The sequence below is a fragment of the Rosistilla ulvae genome (genome assembly GCF_007741475.1).
In the GTDB taxonomy this organism is placed as follows: Bacteria; Planctomycetota; Planctomycetia; order Pirellulales; family Pirellulaceae; genus Rosistilla; species Rosistilla ulvae.
Genome location: NZ_CP036261.1, coordinates 6,775,274 through 6,799,069 on the forward strand (window position 1 = coordinate 6,775,274; position 23,796 = coordinate 6,799,069).

The following is a 23,796-nucleotide window of genomic DNA, read 5'->3' on the forward strand; positions in this document are numbered from 1 at the left end:
ACGACCGCGTGAGTGTCTCAGACAGCCAATCCCACGCTTTTCACTACGCCTACAGCCTTTGACTTGGCTATTCTTAACGGCTGCGTAGAATGGAAACACGGCGATTGCCACTTGGTTTTCCCTTCTCTGCATCCCCCTAGCGATTCATGTCTGTTAACAAGCTCCGCTACTACCAGAACTACCGCAATCTGAGGCATGCCCAAGGGATCCTGGAACTGATCTCCTGCAACGATGACTTGTGGGGCCTCGATCCAGAACTCAAACGCCGCATGGCCCGCCGCGCCCTTGAGATGCTGCGCGGGGCACGACCGCGGGGGCACCGCCGGGCGGCTTGGTTCTACCTCCGCGGAAGGGCCTGGAGCATGCTGGGCAAGTACCAACGAGGGATCCGCGACCTGCGGATGGCTATCAAGCTGGACCCGCACCATATTGCCAACTATTTGGCTATCGCATGGTGTTTCAAACGAACCGACCGCCTGCAGCAATCGATCGTCGCCCTGAACCGCGCGATCGCGAAAGCCCCCCACCACCCAACAGTCCGATACAACCAAGCATGTTATTTAAGCCTGGTAGGACAGCCCCAGTTGGCGGCGATGGAATTATCGATCGCGTTAGAACTGAAGCCCCAATTGCGTGCCAAGGTCGTCAGCGAATCCGACTTCGATCCGATCCGAAATCATCCCGCCTTTGAATCAGCGCTGCAGGTGATCGTGTAAGCGCAAGCAAACAGAACCCACAAAACGGCAGGCACAAACCTTCGCTTTGGGTAGAACCGGGGGGGGCGGACGGGCCTATAGAAACCGGACGAACGCAAGCAGCCGAACGCCGAAGGACAGCCGAGGTTACAGAAAACCGCTCGGGCTGAAAGGGGAGGGCGGTGGCAGCCGATGCCAGACTCACCCTCCAATGAGGTTTACGACTTCTTTTGCTTGCCGCCTCGAGGCCAGAAATTCAACCAACCGCTGCTCTCATTTAAAGCGACAGCCTCCCCCGAATCCTCCTCTTGGGATTCTTTCGAGGAACCGCTCAACCGGTCGACCAATCCCAGCATTGCCAGCGTGATCGCGGCTTTGGGATCCTGTTCGAACAACGGCACACCGTTGTTCCTAACTTCGACCATCGTGCGGTAATCGTTGGGCAATTGAGCGTAGATATCGCAGCCGATCGTTTCCCGCGCCTTGCGGATGCTGATCGGGCCCGACTCTAATCCCGCCCGGTTGACGACAACATGGACCTTCTCCTTTAAGCCTTCAAACTGTTCGAAGCTCAACAGCAACCGAACGACGTTTCGCAGGCAGGGAACATCCAACTGGGTGACCAGGATGATTTTTGCCGCCATTCGCATCGCGGCCATATCGACTTCGGAATAGGTCTTCGAGAGATCGATCACCAGGTGCGTAAACGAAGCCTTCAACAGCGTGATCACCTTTTCGATGCTATCGCCATTGATGATCGACATGTCTTGCAGTTCGACCGGCCGGGGCAACAGATACAATCCCGAGCTGTGTTTGGTCAGCGACCGCTTGAGCAGCGTAAAATCGAGCCGCGCGATGTTCTGTGTCACATCGGCCAAGGTGTAATCGGGGATCGAGTCCAAGAAGACGTCGGCGTCGCCAACGGCCAGATCGAGATCCATCAGCGCGACCGAGTTGCCTTCTCGCGATGCCAGCATGCAGCCCATGTTCACCGCAACACTTGTAGCACCGACACCGCCAGTCGCTCCGGCGACAACGATCACTTCGCAATTGCGATTCCGCGAATCGCTGGCACCAAATTTTTGTTCGCCGATCCGATGCAGCGCGGCCGATAGATCGCCACCACTCAACGGCAGCGTCAAGAATTCTTTGGCACCAGCCCGCATCGACTGCAAGATCAACTGTCCGCTGGTGCTGCTGCTAACGACCAACAGGGCAACATCGGGACTGGTCGATCGAATCGTATTGAGCAATTCGATCCCACGTTCTGGATCGCTGTCCAGCGATACGACACCGATATCGGGATGCGTTTGCGTCACGACATCGGGAAAGAACTCGTAGCGAGAACATTCCGCCTCTAGCCAGACGACGTCTAGCCCCAACAACATCGACTTGAGGTCTTCACGTGTCGCATCATTAGGATCGACGACAGCCAAGCGGAGTACGTTGGGCATGCTCTTAACCAGAGGATTCTGTGGTGATGTTTAGTTTATAACTTTGAACGCGATACATGCCGCAGCGATCTGCCAACATGTGGAACCAATCAATCGAAATCACTGTTGTGGCGCTGGGTTGGTGTAGGTGCTGCTTTGTTGAACGGGAAGCGTTTGTTGCACCGGTGGTGCAACCGGTTCGTACACGGCATCCTGCATGCAACCACTCTCGTTGATGCAGTCGACGCGTGGCACTTCGATGTAGCCTTTAAAGTACAATTCAGTGTCCGATGGCACCGTCGTATCGATCCCTGGTCCGCCCGGCATGACTTCGTGAGGATCCATCGCATCCGCCAATTCAGGCGTCACGGTGACCAACAATTCGATTTCGTTTTCGACCGACTCCACGTGGCGGAACAAGGTTCCGATCCATGGCACCGAGACGAGAAACGGAGGACCGGTCGAGATCGTTTCGGTTCGGGTCTGCAGCAGACCGGCGATCGCATAAGTTTGTCCGGCTTGCATTTCGACAGCGGTTTCAACATAACGTTGCCGAATCGCGGGGACGGTGAACCCGTTCAAGTTGACGCCGTTGGCATCGTCGCGTTCGCTGACCTCCGGGCGAATTTCCAATCGGACCCGCCCCGGGCCCACCAAAAACGGCAGGAAGTCGACGCTGGTACCAAATTCTTCAAACGTCACCGTCGATCCCCCCTGACCATCAGGCGAGATGATTGGGAAACGTCCACCGACGATAAACCGACTCGGACGCCCATGAGTCGCGACGACGGTTGGTTCGGCCAAGATCTTGGCACAGTTGTTCTGTTGCAACGCTCGGATCAAAAAGTCCAGCGAATTACCGCTGCGGATCAAACCGACCCGTGCGTTTGGCGCCCCCGTCCCGACAATGTTGCCGATCGAAGAGCCCAAAGCATCGACGGTGCCGTTGATTCCAAAGGCGAACAGGTTGGTCGAGTTGGTCGAACCCCAATCGAGTCCCAGATCGCGAAGCTTGGTCCGCGAGACCTCCATGACTTTGGTGTGCAACAAAATCGTTTGCACTCCGACAACCTTAATGTTGTTGACCACCTTGGGATAAAACTGCTCGGCAACCGCGATCACACGATCGACATCGTCGGTGTCGGTCACCGTGCCGTCGATCACCGCACCGGTTGGCAGCGGCGTAATCCGCAGGCTGGCATAAGGGAACTGAGCTTGCATGACCGTGCTCAGCTCTCGCGAGTCTCCCGTGATAATCACGTCGACAGTGTACAACGTGTCGTCGACGTCCCACAGATTCAACTGAGTGACGCCGGCGGCCTGAGCCGAGATTTGCACTTGGTTTGGAGCGACCGGATTGGCGATCAGAATCTCTTCGTTCTGAACCTGAAAACGCGGGACCACCTTGTCCAGCTTCAAGATCCGGCTCGAATTGACAATCATCTCCAACCGCTGCGTCGGCTGCGAGACGGAATAGGTTACCGCAGAGGAAGACGCTCGCGAAGAAGCGGCGTACGCATCGGTTGATTGCGCAAGTGCAGGTGTGCCGTTTCCAACAACACATGCAACGATCATCACGATATGGGAGGGCTTAAAGCCCGCCATGGTCTGCTTGAACATACCTGCGCATCCTTGCGATAGGTTCTCTAACGAACAATTACTTCTACAGCCTGCCAGCTCACAAACGATCCATCGTCTGTCTGCTAACGCGCTCGATTAATTCGAAATGCTTCATTCCCCGGAGGGCTGCTTCCCGTATTGAATTGCGGAATGTCACTATCCGCTGGAAGTCGGATATCCGCACCGGGGACGCCAGCACTCGCGTCAGGGGTCGTACCCACTGTATCGTCTGTTGCCGCAGCATTTGCACCCAACTGGGCGTCGTTTGCTGCCTGCTCTTGAATCAATTCCATCGTCTGAGTTCCCTTGTTCCAGCGGAACAAACGATAGCCTTTGGGGGTCAACATCTTAATGATCTCGCCACCTGGCTTCTTCACTTCCACCTCGGCAATCTTGGTGTCTGTTTGATCAAGTCGGCGTTCTTCGGCGTAGTCATCGAGCCATTTCATGAATTCTTGGCCAGCAGCATTGGGCGCGTTCGGATTAACCGGTTCATTCGGATTCCCCAACGTCAGTTGCAACGCGCCAACCTTCTTTGCCCAGTTCCAAACCCGCTCGTCCTCTTGCTTGATCAGCAACAAGATCGAACTAACCGCCCCCTTCTTCGCCTTCTCATCCGTCTCGCGACCGGTGCGGCCATCGACGGCGAAGATCCGCACGTTGCGAAAGACATCGCGGTGCGTCGTCTCGGGCACGATGTCGCTCTTCTCGAAGAACCCGATCACGTTGATCCGATCCCCCGGTTCGATCAGATTGGCGATTCCTGGATCGCTGCCGATGTTGTAGGTCACCACCGTATGTCCCGGTGGAATTCCAACCGTCGCCCGCTCGGTCGCGTCGACGACTTTCTGTTTCAAAATGGCTTCGCCCGCATAGATATGCTGCTTGGCGTATTTGCTTTCTATCGCCGCGACATCGGTGATCGCCCCATCGGGCGTTTTCCCGGCAGGCCATTTTTCCAACATGATGTTGTCGGCGGCAATCTTCGAATTGGCCGGAATGTCCATCGACGCAACAAGGATTTCAACCATCTTGGTCGGCTGCGACTCGCTGCCGCTCATCACGACTTGGCTGATTCCAACCGACGCAATCATTCCGCAACCCAACGCGATTGCGAGCAGTATGACAGATTTGTTTCGCATGATATTGGACGCCTTGAGCGTGGCTGACAAGCCGCACGAGTCACAATGCCGTCCTGGCCCAGAACCCGATTACGTTTAAATTTATCCCAAACGAACGCATCACAGCGTTCGAATCCACCCGACGCACTATCGCGTCCAGTGTCTACACAATTGGCAGTTCGAGTGGGTTCGCTACAGCATTTTCCAATCGAGTCGTGCAAACCAATCGCTTGGTACATCGCACATACCCGTTGCAACCCTATCAACTACCTTGGTTCAATCTCTGCCAGTCAAATATTTGGGACAAAAGGTAAGATCGGTAAATCCCGTACAACCTCTCCAAACGATCAGCTGCAGCCATCAAAGACGACCCAGCCGACCAAACCAACGCAGACTGACTTTGCTAGCACTTCGTCTAAACGAACATCCCAGCGTAGGCAAAATACAAAATGGATCCGATGGCCATCGGAATTCCGTACGGAAGCAATTTCATCGTCGGCTTCCGCTCTCTCGCGATCGCCGCCAGCTTCTCTGGATTGCGGATCGTGACGAACTCCTGAATGATCTGATGGAACATCGCATAATGCTTGAACCAGTTACCACTCATGGCGATCATGATCACAGCGATGATCCCGCCGACGACGGTGGTCCAAACAAAGGCCCACCACGCGGTCGAAGCTCCCATCCAGGCGCCCAAACCAGCCAACAGTTTCACATCGCCGGCCCCCATGCCACCCACGGCACGCACGACCAACAACAGCATCATGCCAACAAACGTGCCCAACAGGCTGTACCCCAGCCCGTTCCAACCGCTGGCCATCGCGGCGTAGACCCAACCCGAGATGATAAACGGATAGGTCAACCAGTTTGGCACTTTTAGGATCATGCCATCGATCACCGCGGCGACGATCATCACGACAGCAACCAGCCATACGTGCCAGTTGTACATCGCCGATTCGATTAATGTATTTGTATCCATCTTGTTCTCTTTTCCCCCCGGAATCGATTTCTTCTTTTGCTATCGCAATGCCCAACGTCTCGGCGTTCTCAGCGCGTTAACGTCCCAGGGATAACCAGCTGAACATGGCCATCACGATCGTGATGGCATAGCACGCGATTTGCCATGCATGTTGGGCGGCGTCGACCGGCAGCAGTGGATAGTTCATAGTGTTTTGTTTTCAATTTGAAAAATCGCCGGGTACACACGGCGGCCACAATCCGGCCGCCGTGCGCTCCGACGAATCAACTCGTCATCACGCTGGGAAGACCCAGCAGACAATTACAGGTTGTTGGCGATCTTGGTGAACTGGCTGTTCGCCTTGGTTCCGATCGTCTTAACGGTGCTCAAGCACACAACGATGATCAATGCCATCATGACGGCGTACTCAACCGCGGTTGGTCCGTCTTCTTCCTTCAAGAAATTAACTACTTTTTCGGTGAACTTCTTCATCGTGTCTTCCCCTACCAGGTAGTAACGTGAGTTACTGGAAACAAACAGTTGGTCGCACCACCGCGGTGCAATCCTCTGCAGCCTCAATCTCCTAACACCATAGGTAGCAGTGGGGCAGGACAATCAACAAGCATCGCCTGCTGACTTACCCTCTGCGCCATTGGCAGTCCGGCAATCCCAAAGGACCCGTAACTTTGCGCCCCGTCCTTTCGAACGGTTTGCCTTTTTCAAGGGAGCGTTGGCCGGCTGGGTGATCTCTGTGCTTCAGCACCGAGTCCCAGCAACGAATCGATCCGATTCGCTCTACAGGGAAAGTACGACACAATTCGGCTCAGTCAAAAAGAAACGATCAGGTAATTGGCGAGGGCAAGTCCCGACAATCAACGCACCGACCGACCAGCAACTCTGCGGATACCCGCAACCGAGCCCCGAAACGCCCTACCTGGCCCGCACAACCGTCAGAACCGACACGCCCGTGCGATGGAATCAAGCAATAATAGGGACATTTGCTGATCGTTGGCCTAACGATCCATAAGCAATCTTGGCGATCGGAGCATCGATCGCACAATAGAATTCCCCTCGCATCGTTCCAGCTGTAACGATGCTGCCGATAGAACGGCCGAAAACAGCCGAGGTTTCCCATCCTGGCTGTTCAGAAATTGTGGCTGCCGCCGGCCGATTTAAACCGCGCTCAGCTCTTTGACCATCTCGACCAACGCGATCACGTTTTCGACAGGCGTCTGTTGGAACACACCGTGGCCAAGGTTAAAGATATGGCCAGGCCGCCCGCCCGCTTGCTGCAGCACCATCGCCGCCCGCTCTTTGATCAATTCGGGCGTTCCCAACAAAACGGCGGGCTCCAGATTGCCTTGCACCGGCCGGTCGGCACCGATCATCTTCCAGGCGGCATCCAGATCGATCCGCCAATCGACGCCGACGACCGTCCGCCGATCGCCTCGCATCAACGGCAACAGCATCGGATTGCCGGTTCCGAAGTTGATCACCGGTACGCTCGGGTCGACTCCTTCGAAGATGTGTCGCATGTGTGGCAACACGAACTGCTTGTAATCGTTGGTCGACAGGCAACCGACCCAGCTGTCGAACAATTGAACACAGTTGGCTCCGGCGGCGATCTGTTCGTTCAAATAGAGCACGATCGCTCGCGACAACCGGCTCATCAACGCATTCCAAGCCCCAGGATCGGTGTACATCAATTGCTTGGTGTTGGTGTAGGCGCGGCTGCCGCCCCCCTCGATCGCATAACTGGCCAAGGTGAAAGGGGAACCCGAGAACCCGATCACTGGGATCTCGTCGGGCATGTCGGCTCGCGTTTGCCGAACGGTGTCGTAGACGAACTGCAAGCTGCCCGGTTCGTCCAACTCCTTCACGCGGTCGACTTGCGCCCCGCCGCGAATCGGATTGTGGATCACCGGGCCGTCTCCCTTGACGAACTCCAGGTCGAAGCCGAGTGGTTCCAGGATCGGCAACAGATCGGAGAAGATGATCGCCGCGTCGACCCCCAACTTGTCGACAGCGGTGCACATCACTTCGCTGCACAGCTGCGGATTTTTGCACAGATCCAGGAAGCTGGTCTTAGCCCGGACCTCGCGATATTCGGCCATGTAGCGGCCGGCTTGACGCATCAACCAAATCGGTGTCCGCTCGGTTGGTTCCCCTCGGCAAGCTTTCAAAAACAAGCTCTGCTGCCACGCCGGTCCAGTCGTCTCTGCTGCGTTCATCGGTAACTCATCGTGTATTGGCATCATCTGAATGGTATGCCGATTGGTATGGATCTCGCCCGCTCGGCGAGCGGTGTCGACAACGAGATGTCCCATCTTGGGATGCTCAGGTTCCAGATCGACACGAATCTCCGACTCCTCCAGCATCTGGCTGGTCGTCGGGCCAATCGACGCAACCACCATCCGCTTCAGCCCCTGCCGCAATTCGTTGACCAATTTCATCTCTTCGGCACAGCGCAGCAGGTTCACCGCTTGATGAGCACTTGTGAACATCACCACATCGCGCTGCCCCGACGCCAACGCGCGCACGTTCTGCCGCAGCAAGGTCTGGTCTTCCGGGAAATCCCACGCATACGGACGAACCGGAAAAACCGTCGCTCCCCGCGCTTCCAAGCCCGCGATCAAACTGGTGTTCGTGACGCCGTATTCCTGCAGTCCGACATTCTGATTGACCAGCGAGACGTTTTGGTCGAGCGTCGTCAACAGCTCCCGCCACGTGTTCGGCTCGGGAACCCGATGCGTCGGCTTCAGCCCCACCTCTTTCATCGCCGCGACCGGCTTGGGACCACGACAAACGGTCACGATGTCCGACAGAGAATCCAGAAACTTCTGGTTGTCCAGATGCTTCTCCGTCGCCCGCAACAGATGCCGGAAACCAACGCCGGTCATCAAGATCACGACGCCGATCTGCCCCGTCATCACCTTGTAGGCAAAATCGATAGCATCGCGATTTGGTTCGATCGGCACCTCGCGCATCGAGGGACTTACAAACGCAACGCCACCATGCTTTTCGATCATCCGCGTCAGATCGTCCGCCCGACGGCTCTCGAGTGCTGCAACGCGCAGTCCGCCAAAATCTGGTTTTCGATCCGTCATGGGAGTTTCGCTTTCCGGTGGTATTTCACGATTCGGTGGGGGACAATCCAGTTTGTCTTACCCCGTTACTGCAGCATTGCATAGAGGATCAGATTAATTCCGATCTTGGCCGCGTCCACCGTGTCGTAGCCCGCGCACTGAATCCCGCCCTGATTTTCTAGAGCGCAACTGAGATCAAACGGAGAGAAGAAGACGCAATCGCGATCGTCCTGCCGCATCACTTCGATCAACGGCGCGCCGACCTTCTCGCTGACCACAATCCCCGACTCCCCTTCGACCGGCTTCCGCAGCGTCACCGACGATAGGTTGAATCCGCGGAACCGCGACGTAAACGCCTCGTGATCGGCAGCCAATGGCGACAGCGGAACGCCCGGCAACACAAGCTGCATCTCGCGGCGGAACGACTGAGTGAATTCGTCGTTGCCGCAGATCGCCCCCGCAAAAATCGTCCCGCCGCCGGTCAAGAAATCGCGGAGCACATTCCGCTGGGATTCGGTCAGCGTGAAACTGTAGCGACCGTGCATAAAGACGATGCTGTAATCCTGCAGCGTCTTGGCATCGAAGCCAGCCATCTCCGCCGGGCTGGCGATCTCGGTCGAAACCTGCCGCCGCATCCATTCCATCAAATTCGGCAGCGCCCGCGGCGCTTCGTCCCCCCCGGCGCCGATCTCCAATTGAGGAACGATCAACGTATTCCGCGGCGACACCTCCAGATCGGTATCCGGCACCAAGACAGTCTGTCCGTCCAGCTTGTCCCGCAACCGGCGCCCGGTCGCATAAGCGATCACGTTTTGCCCCAAGTGCGCCGCCGTTTCGATCGCCGGCTTCCAACGCTCCGGCAATTCGCGGCGCCCCGTTGGATCGCTCAACTCCCACAAACAGGCGAGCGAAACGGGGCTGTAGACGATGCTGGTCCGGCAGCACGCCTGAACGCCATACAACCAGAAGTTGTCCGGCATCTTGGTCGGCTTCAAACGATATTCGGCATTCCAGATCGGATGATCGACAGGCAGCTTCTCCAACGGCGCATCGAACAACTCCTCGACCAACTGCCGCAGCGATTGTTCGAACTCGCGACTCGGCTGGCATCCGCTAGCCGCGGTTGCTTGCGCGAAGATGAAGCCACCTTGCTCGACATATTGCTTCAGTGTTTCGCGTTGTTGTGCCGTCGTCACCAACGGTCCGCTGCCGCTTATAAATAAGATCGGCGACTTCAGCAGTTCCTCGACCGACGCACCAGCCAGCTGCACCGTTTGCCAAGTCAGATCCTGCTGCCACTTGCGTTCCACATGATGCGTCAATTGCCGCAGCGCGTCGGGATGCCAGTTCCAATCGGATGCCACACCGTGCTGCAAGCGGCTGATCACCACCTGCCGCTTTCCCTTGGCGAGGAACAGCAGCGCGAACGACGTGCCGATCGTGGGAATACTGTCGTCGTGTCCCACACCGCGCCAAAAGCCTTCGAAACCATCCTGACGCTTCAGCAGATATTCGGCCCCTTCGCGATACCAATCGTGCCCGCCGATCAATCGATGCCCGGTCAAACGACCGACGCGTTCCAACGCATACAGATAATACAGCCCATGCACCCGCACTCCTGGATTCGCCGACACAAGAAAATTCTTCCCCAACCAGTCCAAGCCCGCTTGGATCGGATCCCGCTCCTCGATGTCGGCACCGCAGCACTGGATCATCCCCTTTTCGATCCTCGCCTGGCTCTTGCCCGATCGCCCGCGAGTGATCACCAGCGATGCGATCCCGGCACACGTCATGCTTCCGCTCGCCGGAGCCCCTTTCGCGGTGGAGGAATAGGTCCAGCCGCCCTGACGCTGTTGGCGACGCAGCCAATAATCTTCGGCGATCTCAAACACCTCCTTCGAAACCGCCACGCCCCGTTCCTCCGCAGCGCTTAGCGCCAGCAACGCGAACTGCGAATTGGAGGGATCGCCGTTTCCTTGCCCTGTCTGATACGGCCATCCGCCCGGTTGCATGGGGCCGTCGTCGCGGCGGATCATCAAATCTTCCAGCAGCCGCACGTTGGTCCGGATCGTCGCCAGATCGCGGGCCTGCCGCGCCTGGCAAAAAACCATCGTCTGCAGCGAGATCGAATAGGTCCGCTTCGGTTCGCATTGACGCAAGTAGTCCAACGCGCGAGCGATCGTCGGATCGTTGTGATCCAAGCCACAATTGAGCAACGCCAGCGTACAGAGCGCCGACAGCCCGCAGCTCTGATTCGTATACTCCTGCCAACCGCCGGTCTCCGCCGACTGCTGTTTCTTCAAAAACGCAACGCCCCGATCGATCGCGTGCTGCACCGCCTCGGCGGTGACCTGAGCCGACGCCGCGGATGCCCAACTCGACGCGACACAAACCAAGACAACCAAGCGGATCATCGACGTGCAGCGGAACCGGTTCATTGGATAGACAGTTTCTTCTTGCACCGTGTGACGGGCGTGACGACGTCACATTTCACCCTCCAATAACTTATCCGCACCGCGGGGGTGCGCGATAGGCTGGTGAGAGCCCTGCAATCATTCGGCGCGGGCATCTCTGCGGTTCGTTGCCTCGCAGCGCGACCCATCCGAGAGGCTCAAGACGCCCAGTCGGGCTTCGGCTGCTCATGCACCGTCGCCGAACCGTCGCCTTGCAGGGCGTGGACCTTTGCGGCGAAGGCGTCAACGTTTAGCTGACCAACCAATGGGTGCAAATTCACCCGGTGGGTGATGCTTCCGCCGGCGGGAATCGTCGCCACGCGGCCGCGTTCCGCTTCGAAGCTGCGGGGATTGGGGAAATTGGTCGCAGGTTCGAGCCCCGTGACGTAACCGTCTTCGTGCGCCGCTGTGTTCTTCCAAACGATGAAATAGGGCAGGGTGGTCGTATCGTAAGAAAGGCCAAAGCCTTGCCGGCCGCCGGGGGATTGCAGCATCATCGCGGTCGATCCGGATGCGTCGGACTTCACTCGGAACAGATGCACCTGTTCCTGATATCCCGACTTCGGGCCGGGATACCGATCCCAGGTCGGGATGTCGCTAGCGGCGTGAGCGTTCCGCGGCGATAGCTCTTCGTAAGCTAGCAACAACTTCGCCCCCTCCTCCAGTACCGGAGCCCCGACATTAATATGATACAGCATCTGGGTTTCGGCAGCCTGCGAGCCGCGATTGGTGATCGTGTCTTCGATCTCGATCTCGCGACCGCCAGGAGCGACGGAGATCCGCGTCGTCAGTATTAAGTTATTGAAAAACAGCCGCTTTTCGTGCGCCTCCCCCGCGACGACACATCGCCCCTCGATCTCCTCAGCCCACACCCGCTCTGCCGGCGTGTTGGCGATCCGGCCGTGCAGCGGGTACCGCAACCGCCCCGATTCCTCGAATTCGGGAGCTCCATTGCTGACCAAACCGCATCGGACCAGCAATTCATCAAATCCTTCCAGCCATCCGATCCCGCCCGGATCGTGGACCGGAACCAGCGACGGGTGGACGGGGCCATCGACCGGGGAGTTCCATTTGAAGGGGATTCCGTCGCAAATCACTTGCCAAATCGCCATCCCGCGGGTCGGCAACAGGGTCACCTGCATCGGTCCGGTATCGATCTGCACCACCTCGATCCCCGCCCCACGACCGCTGGCGATCGTGCCGTACTTCAGGGTGATTTGCCCCTCGGCCGACTCCATCGCGGCCAAGCAGCCTTCGCGCGGCGGATGCCAATCGATCGCGGGGAGCGTGCGGGGGGCTGCGGGATTTTTGAAATTGGTTGCCATATGGGGGCCTCGAGCAGGTGTGGGGGGTGAGTTTTTGTCGATCTTTTGTTGCACCGCGAATGATCGAATCGCCGACACTGACTTGTTTCAGGCGTCGATGCCGAATAAAACATCGTGCGCCGTTCTGACCGCCTTTTTGGATGGGTCACCGGCGGAATATCAACAGGTTATCTCATTAGGACACCACGAAAAATGCCTCAAATAAGCCTCGACGAAGGATTGGTCAAATCGGACAACGTCGCATCAATCTTGGATTCGGCAATGAACGCAGGGGGTGGCCTGCTGCGTTTAACGCCCACTTGGGTGCCTCGATCCTTCCTTCAACCGGGGCGCCGGATCAAGCTGCACCCGAGCGATTATTATCGCTTCGGCGCCGATCGCGGTGGCATCGATGAACGCTGGTTCGGCAGCACGACCGAAGCGGCCAACGAGGGACGCGTCTGGCACGAAGGACTCAGTTTCTGCCTGCACGAAGGGCAAAAGTTCCTGCTCAAAGATGCCGTTGCCGAAGCGGGCGACCGCTTGATCGGTAAAGACATGTTCGCGAAGTACGATCGCTGGCCAGTCTACAGCAAGTTCTTCGACAACATGGGCCCGATCCCGCACCACATGCACCAGAGCCAAGAAGATGCGGAACTGGTCGGCCAGGAAGGTAAGCCCGAGAGCTATTATTTCCCGCCACAATTGAACAACGTCGACAACAACTTTGCCTACACCTTCATGGGCCTCGAACCAGGCACCACCAAGGACCAAGTTCGCAAGTGCTTGGAAAATTGGAACGAAGGGGACAACGGAATCCTCGACCTCTCGCGTGCCCATCGCCTGAAGCGCGGCACCGGTTGGTTGATCCCGCCGGGCGTCCTGCACGCTCCCGGATCGTTGTGCACCTATGAACCGCAGTGGGGCAGCGACGTCTTTGGCATGTTCCAATCGATCGTCGAAGGCCGCTACGTGCCGTGGTCGCTGCTGGTCAAGGACATGCCCGAAGACAAGCACCAAGACCTCGACTTCATCATCGGTCAGCTCGACTGGGAAAAGAACGTCGACACCCACTTCAAGGAATCGAACTACCTGGAACCGATCGTCGACACCGATCGCAGCGGCGACGGGTACGAAGATCTGTGGATCGTTTACGGCCGCGTCGACAGCAAGCAATTGTTCAGCGCGAAAGAGCTGACGATTCAACCGGGCAAGAAGTGCACGCTGCAAGAACCGGGCGCTAGCAGCTGGATCACGATGCAGGGCAAGGGGAAGATGGGCAGCTTGAATCTGCAGACCCCCGCTTCGATTCGCTTCGGCGAAAACACTGAAGACGAGATCTTCATCTCGTACGAAGCCGCCAACGCCGGCGTTGTGATCGAAAACACCGGCAGCGAACCGCTTGTCGGTCTGCGGTACTTCGGTCCCGATGTGCATCCGAACCTGCCACTGCACGGCGGATCGAAATAGCACGCCGCACCTCGGCTTGCCGCCAGCCGAAGTCAAAGGATTTCGGCTGGCCTCGGCAATCGTCGAACGGCCTCTTAGCATCTCGCTACAATAACCCAACAGAACCAATGTGGGTCGTTGCCCACACACCAAAGCAAGTACAAAGCACGGAACAGGAACAACGATGAAACTACACAACGCGATGTGGCCCGGACTGGTTGGCAAAGGGACCGACGAGGGACAAGAGCCGCCGATCAGTCTGGAAAAGATGCTCGACCTGACAGCCGCTGCCGAAGTTAACGGTCAGAAGTTCGATGGCATCGATTATTTCCTGTTCCTGCCTCACACCAACCCTGAAGCGAGCGACGACGAACTGCGTCAGATCGCCGACCTGATCCAAAGCAAAGGCTTTGCCGTCGGTTCGCTGGTCGCCCCCGTATGGCCCGGCACGATCGGCGATTCCGCGATGGGAACCGCCGAACAACGCGAAAAGTTCCTTTCGGCAGTCAAGATGGCCTGCCGCGTCGCTGGCATCTTCGATAACCATGGCGTTCGCAAATACGGCGTGATCCGCATCGACAGTGCCGAATTCGGCGTCGAAAAGTGGAAAGAGAACCCGTCGGCCAATACCGCTCAAATCGCAGCGACCTTCAAAGAAGCTGCCAAGATCGCCGCCGATCACGGCCAGCGTCTGGCTGCCGAAGGCGAGATCTGCTGGGCCGGCATGCACAGCTGGAAGGACATGTTAGACCTTCTCGAAGCGGTTGGGATGCCAGAGAGTCTCGGTTTCCAAGCCGACCTGGCTCACACGTATCTGTACCTGATGGGCTACAACGCCGCCGAACACGCGCTGCTGCAACCGGGCTACAGCGACGAAGAGTTCTACGCAGCGTATGAGAAGATGACCGACAAACTGCGTCCTTGGACGATCGATTTCCACGTCGCCCAGAACGATGGCGAAGTCCACGGTGCCGGGTCGCACGACAAGACGGGCAAGCACTGCCCGGCGGATGATCCCAACGGCAAATTGGACATCGTCCGTTGCGCCAGCTACTGGCTCAAAGACGCTTCGTCGCGTGGCATCCAACACATCTGCTGGGACGGCTGCATGTTCCCCAACGCGACGCTGGAAGATCCCAAGACTTGGAACACGATCCTCGACACAATGATCAAGGTTCGCGACGCCAACGCCAGCTTGGTGTAACCCCCTCGGGCTGCAAGTCGCCTTTTGCTCCGCGAAAGAGCGGTGGTCGACGCACTTTCGCGGAGCGAAAGGCGACCATCGCGGCAGGCGACGATTGGCAGCCGATCGGCATTGAATAGACCCTCACAACACTTCATAAACGAGACACCACCAACATGAAAAACGTCAACATCGGAATGATCGGTTACGGTTTCATGGGCAAGGCGCACACCAACGGCTACGCCCAAGCGAACCACTTCTTTAAGCTTGGCCACAAACCGGTCCTCAAGGCGCTGTGTGCTCGCAACGCGGAAAAGGCCCAAGAGTTTGCCGACAACTGGGGCTACGAATCGATCGAAACCGACTGGCGTGAATTGCTGAAGCGCGACGACATCGACGCCGTCGACATCTGCGTGCCAAACAACTTGCACAAAGAGATCTCGATCGCCGCCGCCGAAGCGGGCAAGGCGGTTCTGTGCGAGAAGCCGTTGGCGATCGATGTCGCCGAAGGGGAAGCGATGTGCGAAGCGGTCGAGAAAGCGGGCGTGCCGAACATGGTCTGGTACAACTACCGCCGCGTCCCCGCGGTTTCGTTGGCCAAGCAGATCATCGATGAAGGTCGCTTGGGCAAGATCTTCCATTACCGCGCGAACTTCTTGCAAGACTGGACGATCAACGCCGACGTCCCTCAAGGTGGCGCAGCGACCTGGCGCCTAGATGCCGAAGCGGCCGGCAGCGGCGTGACCGGCGACTTGCTGGCTCACTGCATCGATACAGCGATCTGGCTCAACGGCAACATCAAAGACGTCTCGGCGATGACCGAGACCTTTGTCAAGGAACGCATGCATGCCGAAACCGGCAAGAAGGAACCTGTCACGATCGACGATGCCTGCATGTTCCATTGCCACTTCGAGAACGGCTCCCTCGGTCTGTTCGAATCGACGCGATACGCCCGCGGCCACAAGGCGCTCAACACGCTGGAGATCAACGGCGAACACGGCAGCCTGGCCTGGGATCTGCACGACCTGCATCGCCTGCAATACTTCAACTACGCCGACGACGGGATCGTCCGCGGCTGGCGCGACGTTCACGTATCCGATGGCGACCAACCCTACATGGGCAACTGGTGGGTTCCCGGCTTGAACATCGGATACGAGCACAGCTTCATCCACCAAGTCGCCGACTTCTTGAAGAGTCTCGACGAAGGAAAGCCGGTTCACCCATCGTTCCGCGACGCCTTGGAAACGCAAAAGGTCTGCGATGCAGTCCTCAAGAGCGCCAAAGAACGCGCCTGGATGGACGTCTAATCGAGCTGCGTTTGCGAGGCGGCTGGAGTCGAGGCTTCAGCCGAAAACGCCCTCGCGCCGATCCACACACCACCGCCGGCAGCTTGTCCCTGCCGGCCTCTGGCCCAATCTGGGCATCTCAGCCGCATTGGTGCGTCCTGCGGTTGTCGCAACGGCGGAAATCGGCTGAAGCCTCCACTCCAGCCTTCGCGATCGATTTGGGCCCCGCCGCGTTGTATAATACACCGCACTGCCATACGCCCCCCAGATCCCACCTTCACAGGAGCCCATACCGATGTTGAATCGACGCGCGATGTTGCGAGTTGGAGGTGCGGGAATGCTGGGGATGTCGATGCCCAAGTTGATCCGCGCCGCCGAACAGACGCGGCAGATCAAGCCGAAGGCCAAGTCGGTGATCTTCCTGTTCCAGTGGGGCGGGCCGAGTCAGTTGGACACGTTCGACATGAAACCGAACGCACCGGCGGCGGTGCGAAGTCCCTACCGGCCGATCGCTTCGAGCGCCGATGGGATCGAGGTCTGCGAACTGTTGCCCAACATGGCGCGGCAAATGCATCATGTGAGCTTGATTCGCACGATGACTCACAAGATGAAGAACCATGCTTCAGCCGGCTACTACGCGCTCAGCGGTCACGAACCGCCTAGCGACGATCAACGGCTGCGCGATTCGCTGGACCTCTTCCCCGCTTACGGTAGCGTCGTCGATCATCTGCTGCCAAGCAATTCAGGGATGCCATCGTTTGTCTCCTATCCGCACGTGATCCGCGACGGCTCGATCGTCCCCGGACAACACGCCAGCTTTCTCGGCAAGGGGCACGACCCGCTGCTATTCCTGGAAGACCCCAACGACAAAAACTTCCAGCTCCCCGAACTCAGCCTTCCCGACGGGCTGTCGATCGATCGCCTGCATCGCCGCCGCGAGATGCAACAACTGGTCGATCAACAGATGCGGTTGATGGAGCACTCGGGCGAGGCTCGTGGCTTCGACCAGTATTACGAGCGGGCGATCTCGATGCTCACATCGGACAACGTCCGCAAAGCGTTCGACCTGTCAGCCGAACCGACAGCCGTTCGCGAGGCGTACGGCCGGACCAGCTATGGGCAGAGCTGCCTGCTGGCCCGGCGATTGGTTGAATCGGGCGTGAAGTTTGTCACCGTCTACTTCTCCAACAGCATCGGCGGTCGCCGCGTTGGGCAGGGAGGCTGGGACACTCACGGCTTCGACAACACGCGGATGTACAAGATCGTCGACAAATACCAAATGCCGCTGACCGACCAGACGCTGCCAACGCTGATCGACGATCTACATCAACGCGGCCTGTTGGACGAGACGCTTGTCGTCTGGATGGGAGAATTCGGCCGCACGCCGGAGATCAACAAGAACGTCAGCCGCGACCACTGGCCCCAGTGCTACACCGCGTTACTGGCTGGTGGCGGCGTCAAGGGAGGCTACGTTCATGGCAAGTCGGACGAACGGGCGAAGTTCCCGTTGGAGAAGGCAGTCAAACCGGAAGACCTCGCCGCGACGATGTATCAATTGCTGGGGATCGATCCCAACACCGAGATCTACGATCGCGACAACCGACCGCTGATCATCGGCGGTCGACCGCTGTACGACGTGATGGCCTAAGCGTCCCGTGACGAACCGCGGCGCGGTGATGATTCACGTGGGTCAGCAGCATCGCGAAGTGCGCCACTTCACCCGCCCAGCGGAACGCTGGGAGGGTCGGAAAACGAGCGTACAGCGACGTTTTCCGCGGAGGGCCGACCGCGAATCGTCGAGGCTCGACACACACTGACGCCCCTCCCCGAACCTTGCTTCGCTCGTTCGCCCCGCCCTCAAACTTCGTTTGAGGGCGGGTGAAGCATCGCGCCACTTCACCCACCCGGCGGAACGCTGGGAGGGTCGGAAAACGAGCGTCCAGCGACGTTTTCCGGGGGAGGGCCGACCGCGAATCGTCGAGGCTCGACACACACTGACGCCCCTCCCCGAACCTTGCTTTGCTCGTTCGACCCTCCCCTTCAAACTTCGTTTGAGGGAGGGTGAAGCATTGCGCCACTTCACCCGCCCGGCGGAACGCTGGGAGGGTCGGAAAACGAGCGTACAGCGACGTTTTCCGGGGAGGGCTAACCGCGCATCTTCCAGGCTCGACACACACTGACGCCCCTCCCCGAACCTTGCTTCGCTCGTTCGACCCTCCCGATCAAACTTCGTTTGAGGGAGGGTGAAGCATTGCGCCACTTCACCCGCCCGGCGGAACGCTGGGAGGGTCGGAAAACGAGCGTCCAGCGACGTTTTCCGCGGAGGGCCGACCGAGCATCTTCCAGGCTCGACACACACTAACGCCCCTCCCCGAACCTTGCTTCGCTCGTTCGACCCTCCCTTTCAAACTTCGTTTGAGAGCGGGTGAAGTGCCGCGTCACTTCACCCGCCCAGCGGAACGCTGGGAGGGTCGGCAAACGAGCGTTCAGCGACGTTTTCCGGGGAGGGCCTACGGTCGGATCGAACGGCGGCAATGCGATTGGCGTCTGGACGACGCATCGTTACTTCGACGAGATCACGGGCAACTGTGATGGAGATCGTCCGCCTGCCGGAGTTGGCGATTCGCCTGGGTCGGTCCAACTGGCCTGCGTGAAGGCTTGCTGGTCGTAGGCGCCGAAGTCGCTGAAGCAGAACTTTTTGGCTAACCGATAAGCGAGATTCCGCTCGGGAATTTCATTGCCCGGCACGTATTGGCTGCGGCGCGGTTGCATCGCTTTGAGTTCTTCGATCGCTGTGCCGCGAGCGGTCGTGTCGCGCGCACCATGCTTCTCGGCGATCTGGACCAAGATGTCGGGCCGCTCCATCACGACACATCCGCGAGTGTTCTGCGCTGTCATGTGGCGGAAGTCGCGCAAAAACTCCGACTCGTTGAACTTCTCCTTCAACGGCCGATCGTCGTGAATCGTTTCGGCAGCCAATTGAATGATCGGGCAGGGCTCGATATCGCCCCAAGGGCCGATGTGGTGCGTGAAGCCGGTCACCGCCGGGCACAAAGCATTCCCCGCGCCGTCGTGGTAGGCATCGACAACGATGATCGGTTTGGTAGCTCGCGTGTCGACAACAAACTGCCGCACGCGGCGCTGTTGGTCACTGGTCAGCGAGAGATCGGGATTGGCGTCGGGACCGCAGGGACGATAGACGTGGAACCAACAATACATGACACCCATCTCGATCAACCGATCGACCCAGGCGTCGTTGACGAGATCGTCGATATTTGTCTGGCAAACGCTTGTGCAGACACCAACCATCAGATTGTTTCGCAGCGCCGCCCGGATTCCTTCCATCGTCTGATTCAGCACCCCTTCGCGGCCGCGGCGCTGATCGCTGATGATCTCGCTCCCCTCGACACTGATCAACGGCGTCACGTTCCCCAGTTGATGCAGTTCGGCGGCGACCTCGTCGGTGATAAAGTGGCCGTTTGTAAAGACCTGGAAATAGGCGTCCGGATGCGCTTTGAAGATCTCCATCAGATCCTTGTGCATAAACGGCTCGCCCCCAAGGATTCCGAAAAACGAATTTCCCATCGCCTTGGCCTGCGTGATCGTTTTATTGGCCGCGTCGACCTCGATCCGACTCTGCTTCGCCCCGACGTCGACCCAACAGCCCTGGCAGCGGAGATTGCAGCTGTTGATCACCGACATATATAAGAACGGCGGAAAAAACTCGCCCCGCTTCAGCCGTCGCTTGTGCTTGTGGACGCTCAGAAATCCCTTGATCCCCATCAACCAAAACAGCTTCCACAGCAAACGCTTATCGGTTTCCAAAGCGAGCCGCTTGGCCATTCGCAGATACATATCAGCAGATCCGAGTTCGTGGGGGGGGGGGGGATTTGGGCACGTGAGCGACCGGGCAGAACCCCGGCGGTGAACATCAACTATAGCCTGCCACCGCTGCAAATAACACACCGCCGGCCCGCCAAACCGACGCGTCCCGGCCCCAAGAGTTGCCCAGAAACACCACTCCAACGAGGCGTACTCGGCCACAGCGGCCTTGAAACAACAGCTTCGGCTCTGCATCGCGCGGCCAGCCAACGTTAGCTTGAGATGAAATTGCCCTACGCCCGATGTAGCCCCACCCCAATCGGCCCCGTATGATAGGACGGAATTGCCGGGGGGCGAGCAGCACTCAAACCGACCGGCAGCGTCGCGTCACAAACGCAACTATTTCACCGAGCCAAAACTCCGAGCCCATTTCAATCAAGGAACCGAACCGATGGCGATCGCGATCCACGAAGACTTCGAAACAGGACAATTGGAAGTTAAAGTCAGCGACAAGCTGAGCAAAGAGGACTACGAGCACTTCGAACCCGCCGTCGAGCGTCTGATCGAATCGGCCGGCAAAATCAAGATCTTGCTCGTGATGCACGACTTCCACGGCTGGGACATGGGAGCGGTTTGGGAAGACATCAAATTTGCGACCAAGCACTGCCGTGACATCGAAAAGATTGCGATGGTCGGCGAAACCCAATGGGAAAAATGGATGTCGGCGATCTGCAAGCCGTTCACCATGTCGACGATCAAATACTTTGACGCCGGCCAGGAACAAGAAGCCCGCCAATGGCTCGCGTAGGCGAACAAACCGACGACGTCGCGAGCTGACGTCGCCGCGCGAATGATCCCCAAGGGATCAAAAAAATGATAGCCGGAGGTCGTCGCGAAGCGGCGCACCTCCGGTAACGCAACGTCCCGACGCGCAATGATCCCATGAAGGATCACAGATCGACGCGGGAACTCGCTCGGCCGATGCAGGGAAATCTGCGGGCCGGCTGCACCGAAATATCGCAAGAATGCGAAAAAGAAGTGGTCGGGGGCGGGATCGAACCGCCGACACATGGATTTTCAATCCATTGCTCTACCAACTGAGCTACCCGACCTTGTTGCAAAGGTGAGAAGGGATTTTGATTCCAACTGCACTTTGTGTCAATCGGTCCACGGGCCCCAATTGGTTTCGAAAGTCGAAGAAATTGTAGGTTCTGTCGACTGGTGGGTTTGCGACGGCAATTTTATCGCTCTGCCGTGGGATGGAAGTTCGCTTCCGATGCTGCCATGTTTTATACTGCAACCTCCGCAAACCGCTGCTACTCCTAGAAACAATCGCCCGGGCGAATCGGATCCCACACGGTTTCCCGAACTCCGAGGGGCACTTGCCCTCGCTGGCAAGAAAAAACATAACGGTCCTCTCGGCCAATCGATCTTCCGACGGCCGAAATACGTACAACCGATGACCACACAGCCCTCTGATCGGCTGTCCCGTCCCCCAAAAAAACCCAAATCATTTCATGTCGGTCGCTGATCCCACGACACATCGCGAAGAACATCCGCAGCCGTCGCTGAAGATTTCTCAGTTCGACCAGGTCAGCTCGCTGCTGATGGCGCTACTGATGTTTGTCGGTTTCTTCGTCTTCTTTATGTTCATGATCTGGTTGCTCGATCGACTGAACTTCAAATCGGGCGAAGTCGTGGTGGCGATCGTCGAAGAAGCAGCCGGCCGCGGCGAAAACGCCGAAGGTTTCGAGCGCGACTTCGAACCGCCCGGACAAGAGGAAGTCGAAGAGCTGACCGAGCCGACCCTGACCGACACACTGCAAGCGGTAACCGATGCCGTCAGCTCCGTCGCCGCGTCGCTCGATTCGATGAACACCGATGCCGCCGCGTCGACCTCCGGATCGGGGCAAGGTGACAGCCGGCCTCCGGGCCCCGAGGGAGAGGGGGAAGACATCGTCCCCCGATTCGAGCGGTGGAATCTGAAATTCCAAGCCAAATCGATGGCCTCCTACGCCGAACAGCTCGATTTCTACAAGATCGAACTGGGGGCGATCGGCGGCTCCACCGAGGGGGTCGACTACGCGTCGAACCTCGCCAAAGCACCCAAAAAGAAACACAACCCGGACACCTCGACCGAAAAACGACTCTACTTTCGCTTCACCCAAGCGGGACCTTTGGAACGCTGGGACAAAACACTGCTTGGCAAAGCGGGGGTCGGAGTCGGGGCGGGTCGACATGTGCTGAAGTTCATTCCGCCGAACCTTGAAAACATCCTGGCCCACACCGAACTGGAATATGCCAAAGAGAAGGGCTACCCCAGCGTGACGCAGATCGCCAAGACGATCTTCGAATCGCAGCCCGGTGGCGACGGGCACCAATTTGTCGTCATCGAGCAACGGTATCGGAAAGCAAAGTGATTCGGCTGCAATCGGTATCTGACCGGCTATAATTCAAGGAATCGAATGCCCCTGAGTGTACGTCGCCTTGCCACCGATTCCTCGGCGAATATGCTCGTATGCAAACGGATTTGCCAGAGACATCCAACTCCTCCGACTCCTCCCCACGGATCGTCTCGAGCAACCCGAATCAACCGCGCCGTTGGTTCGTTTGAATCCGTCCAACCAAGTCGAACTTAGCGAACGCTCCGAAGAAATATCCTCCGTTTCGAGACCACGACTCTATGTCCGCGATGCTGCTTGCGAAAACCGACGTTTATTCACTGATCGCCAACTCGATTTATTTCGCCTTGGCCGCCGTCGCCCTGTGGGGAATCTATTGCGTGGTGATCGTTTGGACACGCGTCGCGGCAAAGCGATTCAAATCCGAAGACGACCAAAACGACTACCTGGACGAAGTTGCCGAACCATTGGAAGAGGGCGACTTTGACGCGGCGCTCGAACTTGTCGAAGGAGACCCGCGAGCGATTCCCCAGATGGTCGAATTGGCATTGGAAAATCGCGACCTCGGCTACCAAAAGGTGAAGGCGCTGGTCGTCGAGCGATTCCAACGCGATGTGATCGCCGACCTGGAACACCGGCTCAGCTGGATTTCGACGGTGATCAAAAGCGCCCCGATGATCGGGCTGTTCGGGACGGTATTCGGCATGATGGGTGCCTTTAAAACGTTGGCGACCGCCGAATCGGTCGACCCGACAATGCTCGCGGCCGACATTAACGTCGCGCTGCGAACGACAGCTTGCGGGCTGGCGATCGCGGTTCCGTTGATCATCGCCACCGCCAGCGTGAACATCCGGATCAGCAAGATGGAAGACCTGGTCGGTGCCGGTTTGAACCGCTTCTTCGAAGCGTTCCGCAACGGGCTGTCGCGGCCTCGCTAACACAGCCAGCCGCCTGAAACTTTTCCAACAAAACCTGCCCGAGTAA

The 23,796-nt window shown here is 58.1% G+C and carries 17 protein-coding genes, 1 tRNA gene and 1 riboswitch; of the genes, 8 read left to right on the plus strand and 10 right to left on the minus strand.

Annotated elements, in window-relative coordinates; translation table 11 throughout:
* The first annotated feature begins 146 nt into the window (after positions 1–146).
* A complete protein-coding gene (locus EC9_RS23870) occupies positions 147–716 on the plus strand; it encodes a tetratricopeptide repeat protein (protein WP_145348534.1) in 570 nt (189 codons plus the stop codon).
* A 197-nt stretch (positions 717–913) separates the two neighbouring features.
* Here EC9_RS23870 and EC9_RS23875 read toward each other — a convergent pair whose 3' ends face one another.
* The 8 genes from EC9_RS23875 to EC9_RS23910 form a co-directional block, all read right to left on the minus strand.
* Entirely contained in the window at positions 914–2,149 is a 1,236-nt protein-coding gene (locus tag EC9_RS23875; protein ID WP_145348535.1) for an AAA family ATPase, read from the minus strand.
* A gap of 99 nt (positions 2,150–2,248) precedes the next feature.
* Entirely contained in the window at positions 2,249–3,748 is a 1,500-nt protein-coding gene (locus tag EC9_RS23880) for a type II and III secretion system protein family protein (RefSeq protein WP_145348536.1), read from the minus strand.
* Positions 3,749–3,831: 83 nt separating this feature from the next.
* Positions 3,832–4,890 (minus strand): Flp pilus assembly protein CpaB, encoded by a 1,059-nt coding sequence (gene cpaB / locus EC9_RS23885; protein ID WP_145348537.1) that lies wholly within the window; start codon positions 4,888–4,890, stop codon positions 3,832–3,834.
* Positions 4,891–5,284: 394 nt separating this feature from the next.
* Positions 5,285–5,848 carry an A24 family peptidase gene (locus tag EC9_RS23890; protein WP_145348538.1) on the minus strand — a complete coding sequence of 188 codons (564 nt, stop codon included), beginning with the start codon at positions 5,846–5,848 and terminating at the stop codon, positions 5,285–5,287.
* A 300-nt stretch (positions 5,849–6,148) separates the two neighbouring features.
* The gene (locus EC9_RS23895) at positions 6,149–6,319 is read right to left on the minus strand and encodes a Flp family type IVb pilin (RefSeq protein WP_145101603.1); all 171 of its coding nucleotides are present in this window, start codon (positions 6,317–6,319) and stop codon (positions 6,149–6,151) included.
* Positions 6,320–6,478: 159 nt separating this feature from the next.
* Positions 6,479–6,552: riboswitch (cyclic di-GMP riboswitch) on the minus strand.
* Between the two features lie 447 nt (positions 6,553–6,999).
* A complete protein-coding gene (gene hemE / locus EC9_RS23900) occupies positions 7,000–8,934 on the minus strand; it encodes a uroporphyrinogen decarboxylase (RefSeq protein WP_145348539.1) in 1,935 nt (644 codons plus the stop codon).
* Positions 8,935–8,999: 65 nt separating this feature from the next.
* The gene (locus EC9_RS23905; protein WP_218934388.1) at positions 9,000–11,375 is read right to left on the minus strand and encodes a DUF4159 domain-containing protein; all 2,376 of its coding nucleotides are present in this window, start codon (positions 11,373–11,375) and stop codon (positions 9,000–9,002) included.
* Positions 11,376–11,524: 149 nt separating this feature from the next.
* Positions 11,525–12,691, minus strand: a complete 1,167-nt coding sequence (locus tag EC9_RS23910) for an aldose 1-epimerase family protein (RefSeq protein WP_145348541.1) — start codon at positions 12,689–12,691, stop codon at positions 11,525–11,527.
* A gap of 192 nt (positions 12,692–12,883) precedes the next feature.
* Here EC9_RS23910 and EC9_RS23915 point away from each other — a divergent pair, with 192 nt between their 5' ends.
* From EC9_RS23915 to EC9_RS23930, 4 genes are all read left to right on the plus strand, one after another.
* Complete coding sequence (locus EC9_RS23915) at positions 12,884–14,140, plus strand: cupin domain-containing protein (protein ID WP_145348542.1); 1,257 nt, start codon at positions 12,884–12,886, stop codon at positions 14,138–14,140.
* Between the two features lie 163 nt (positions 14,141–14,303).
* Entirely contained in the window at positions 14,304–15,323 is a 1,020-nt protein-coding gene (locus EC9_RS23920; protein ID WP_218934389.1) for a sugar phosphate isomerase/epimerase family protein, read from the plus strand.
* Positions 15,324–15,478: 155 nt separating this feature from the next.
* Positions 15,479–16,609, plus strand: a complete 1,131-nt coding sequence (locus tag EC9_RS23925) for a Gfo/Idh/MocA family protein (protein WP_145123393.1) — start codon at positions 15,479–15,481, stop codon at positions 16,607–16,609.
* 274 nt (positions 16,610–16,883) lie between these two features.
* Positions 16,884–18,236, plus strand: a complete 1,353-nt coding sequence (locus EC9_RS23930; RefSeq protein ID WP_145348543.1) for a DUF1501 domain-containing protein — start codon at positions 16,884–16,886, stop codon at positions 18,234–18,236.
* A gap of 914 nt (positions 18,237–19,150) precedes the next feature.
* Here EC9_RS23930 and EC9_RS23935 read toward each other — a convergent pair.
* Positions 19,151–20,431 carry a radical SAM protein gene (locus EC9_RS23935; protein ID WP_145349317.1) on the minus strand — a complete coding sequence of 427 codons (1,281 nt, stop codon included), beginning with the start codon at positions 20,429–20,431 and terminating at the stop codon, positions 19,151–19,153.
* Positions 20,432–20,861: 430 nt separating this feature from the next.
* On the opposite strand from EC9_RS23935, the gene EC9_RS23940 reads away from it, so the two are divergent.
* Positions 20,862–21,218 (plus strand): SpoIIAA family protein, encoded by a 357-nt coding sequence (locus EC9_RS23940; protein ID WP_145348544.1) that lies wholly within the window; start codon positions 20,862–20,864, stop codon positions 21,216–21,218.
* 231 nt (positions 21,219–21,449) lie between these two features.
* Here the strand turns inward: EC9_RS23940 and EC9_RS23945 are convergent.
* Positions 21,450–21,522: transfer RNA gene (locus EC9_RS23945), tRNA-Phe, on the minus strand.
* Between the two features lie 405 nt (positions 21,523–21,927).
* Here EC9_RS23945 and EC9_RS23950 point away from each other — a divergent pair.
* Together EC9_RS23950 and EC9_RS23955 are read left to right on the plus strand one after the other, a co-directional pair.
* Entirely contained in the window at positions 21,928–22,830 is a 903-nt protein-coding gene (locus EC9_RS23950) for a hypothetical protein (protein WP_145348545.1), read from the plus strand.
* 272 nt (positions 22,831–23,102) lie between these two features.
* Positions 23,103–23,750: a MotA/TolQ/ExbB proton channel family protein gene (locus tag EC9_RS23955; protein ID WP_145348546.1), complete on the plus strand. Its 648-nt coding sequence runs from the start codon at positions 23,103–23,105 to the stop codon at positions 23,748–23,750.
* The last annotated feature ends 46 nt before the right edge of the window (positions 23,751–23,796 follow it).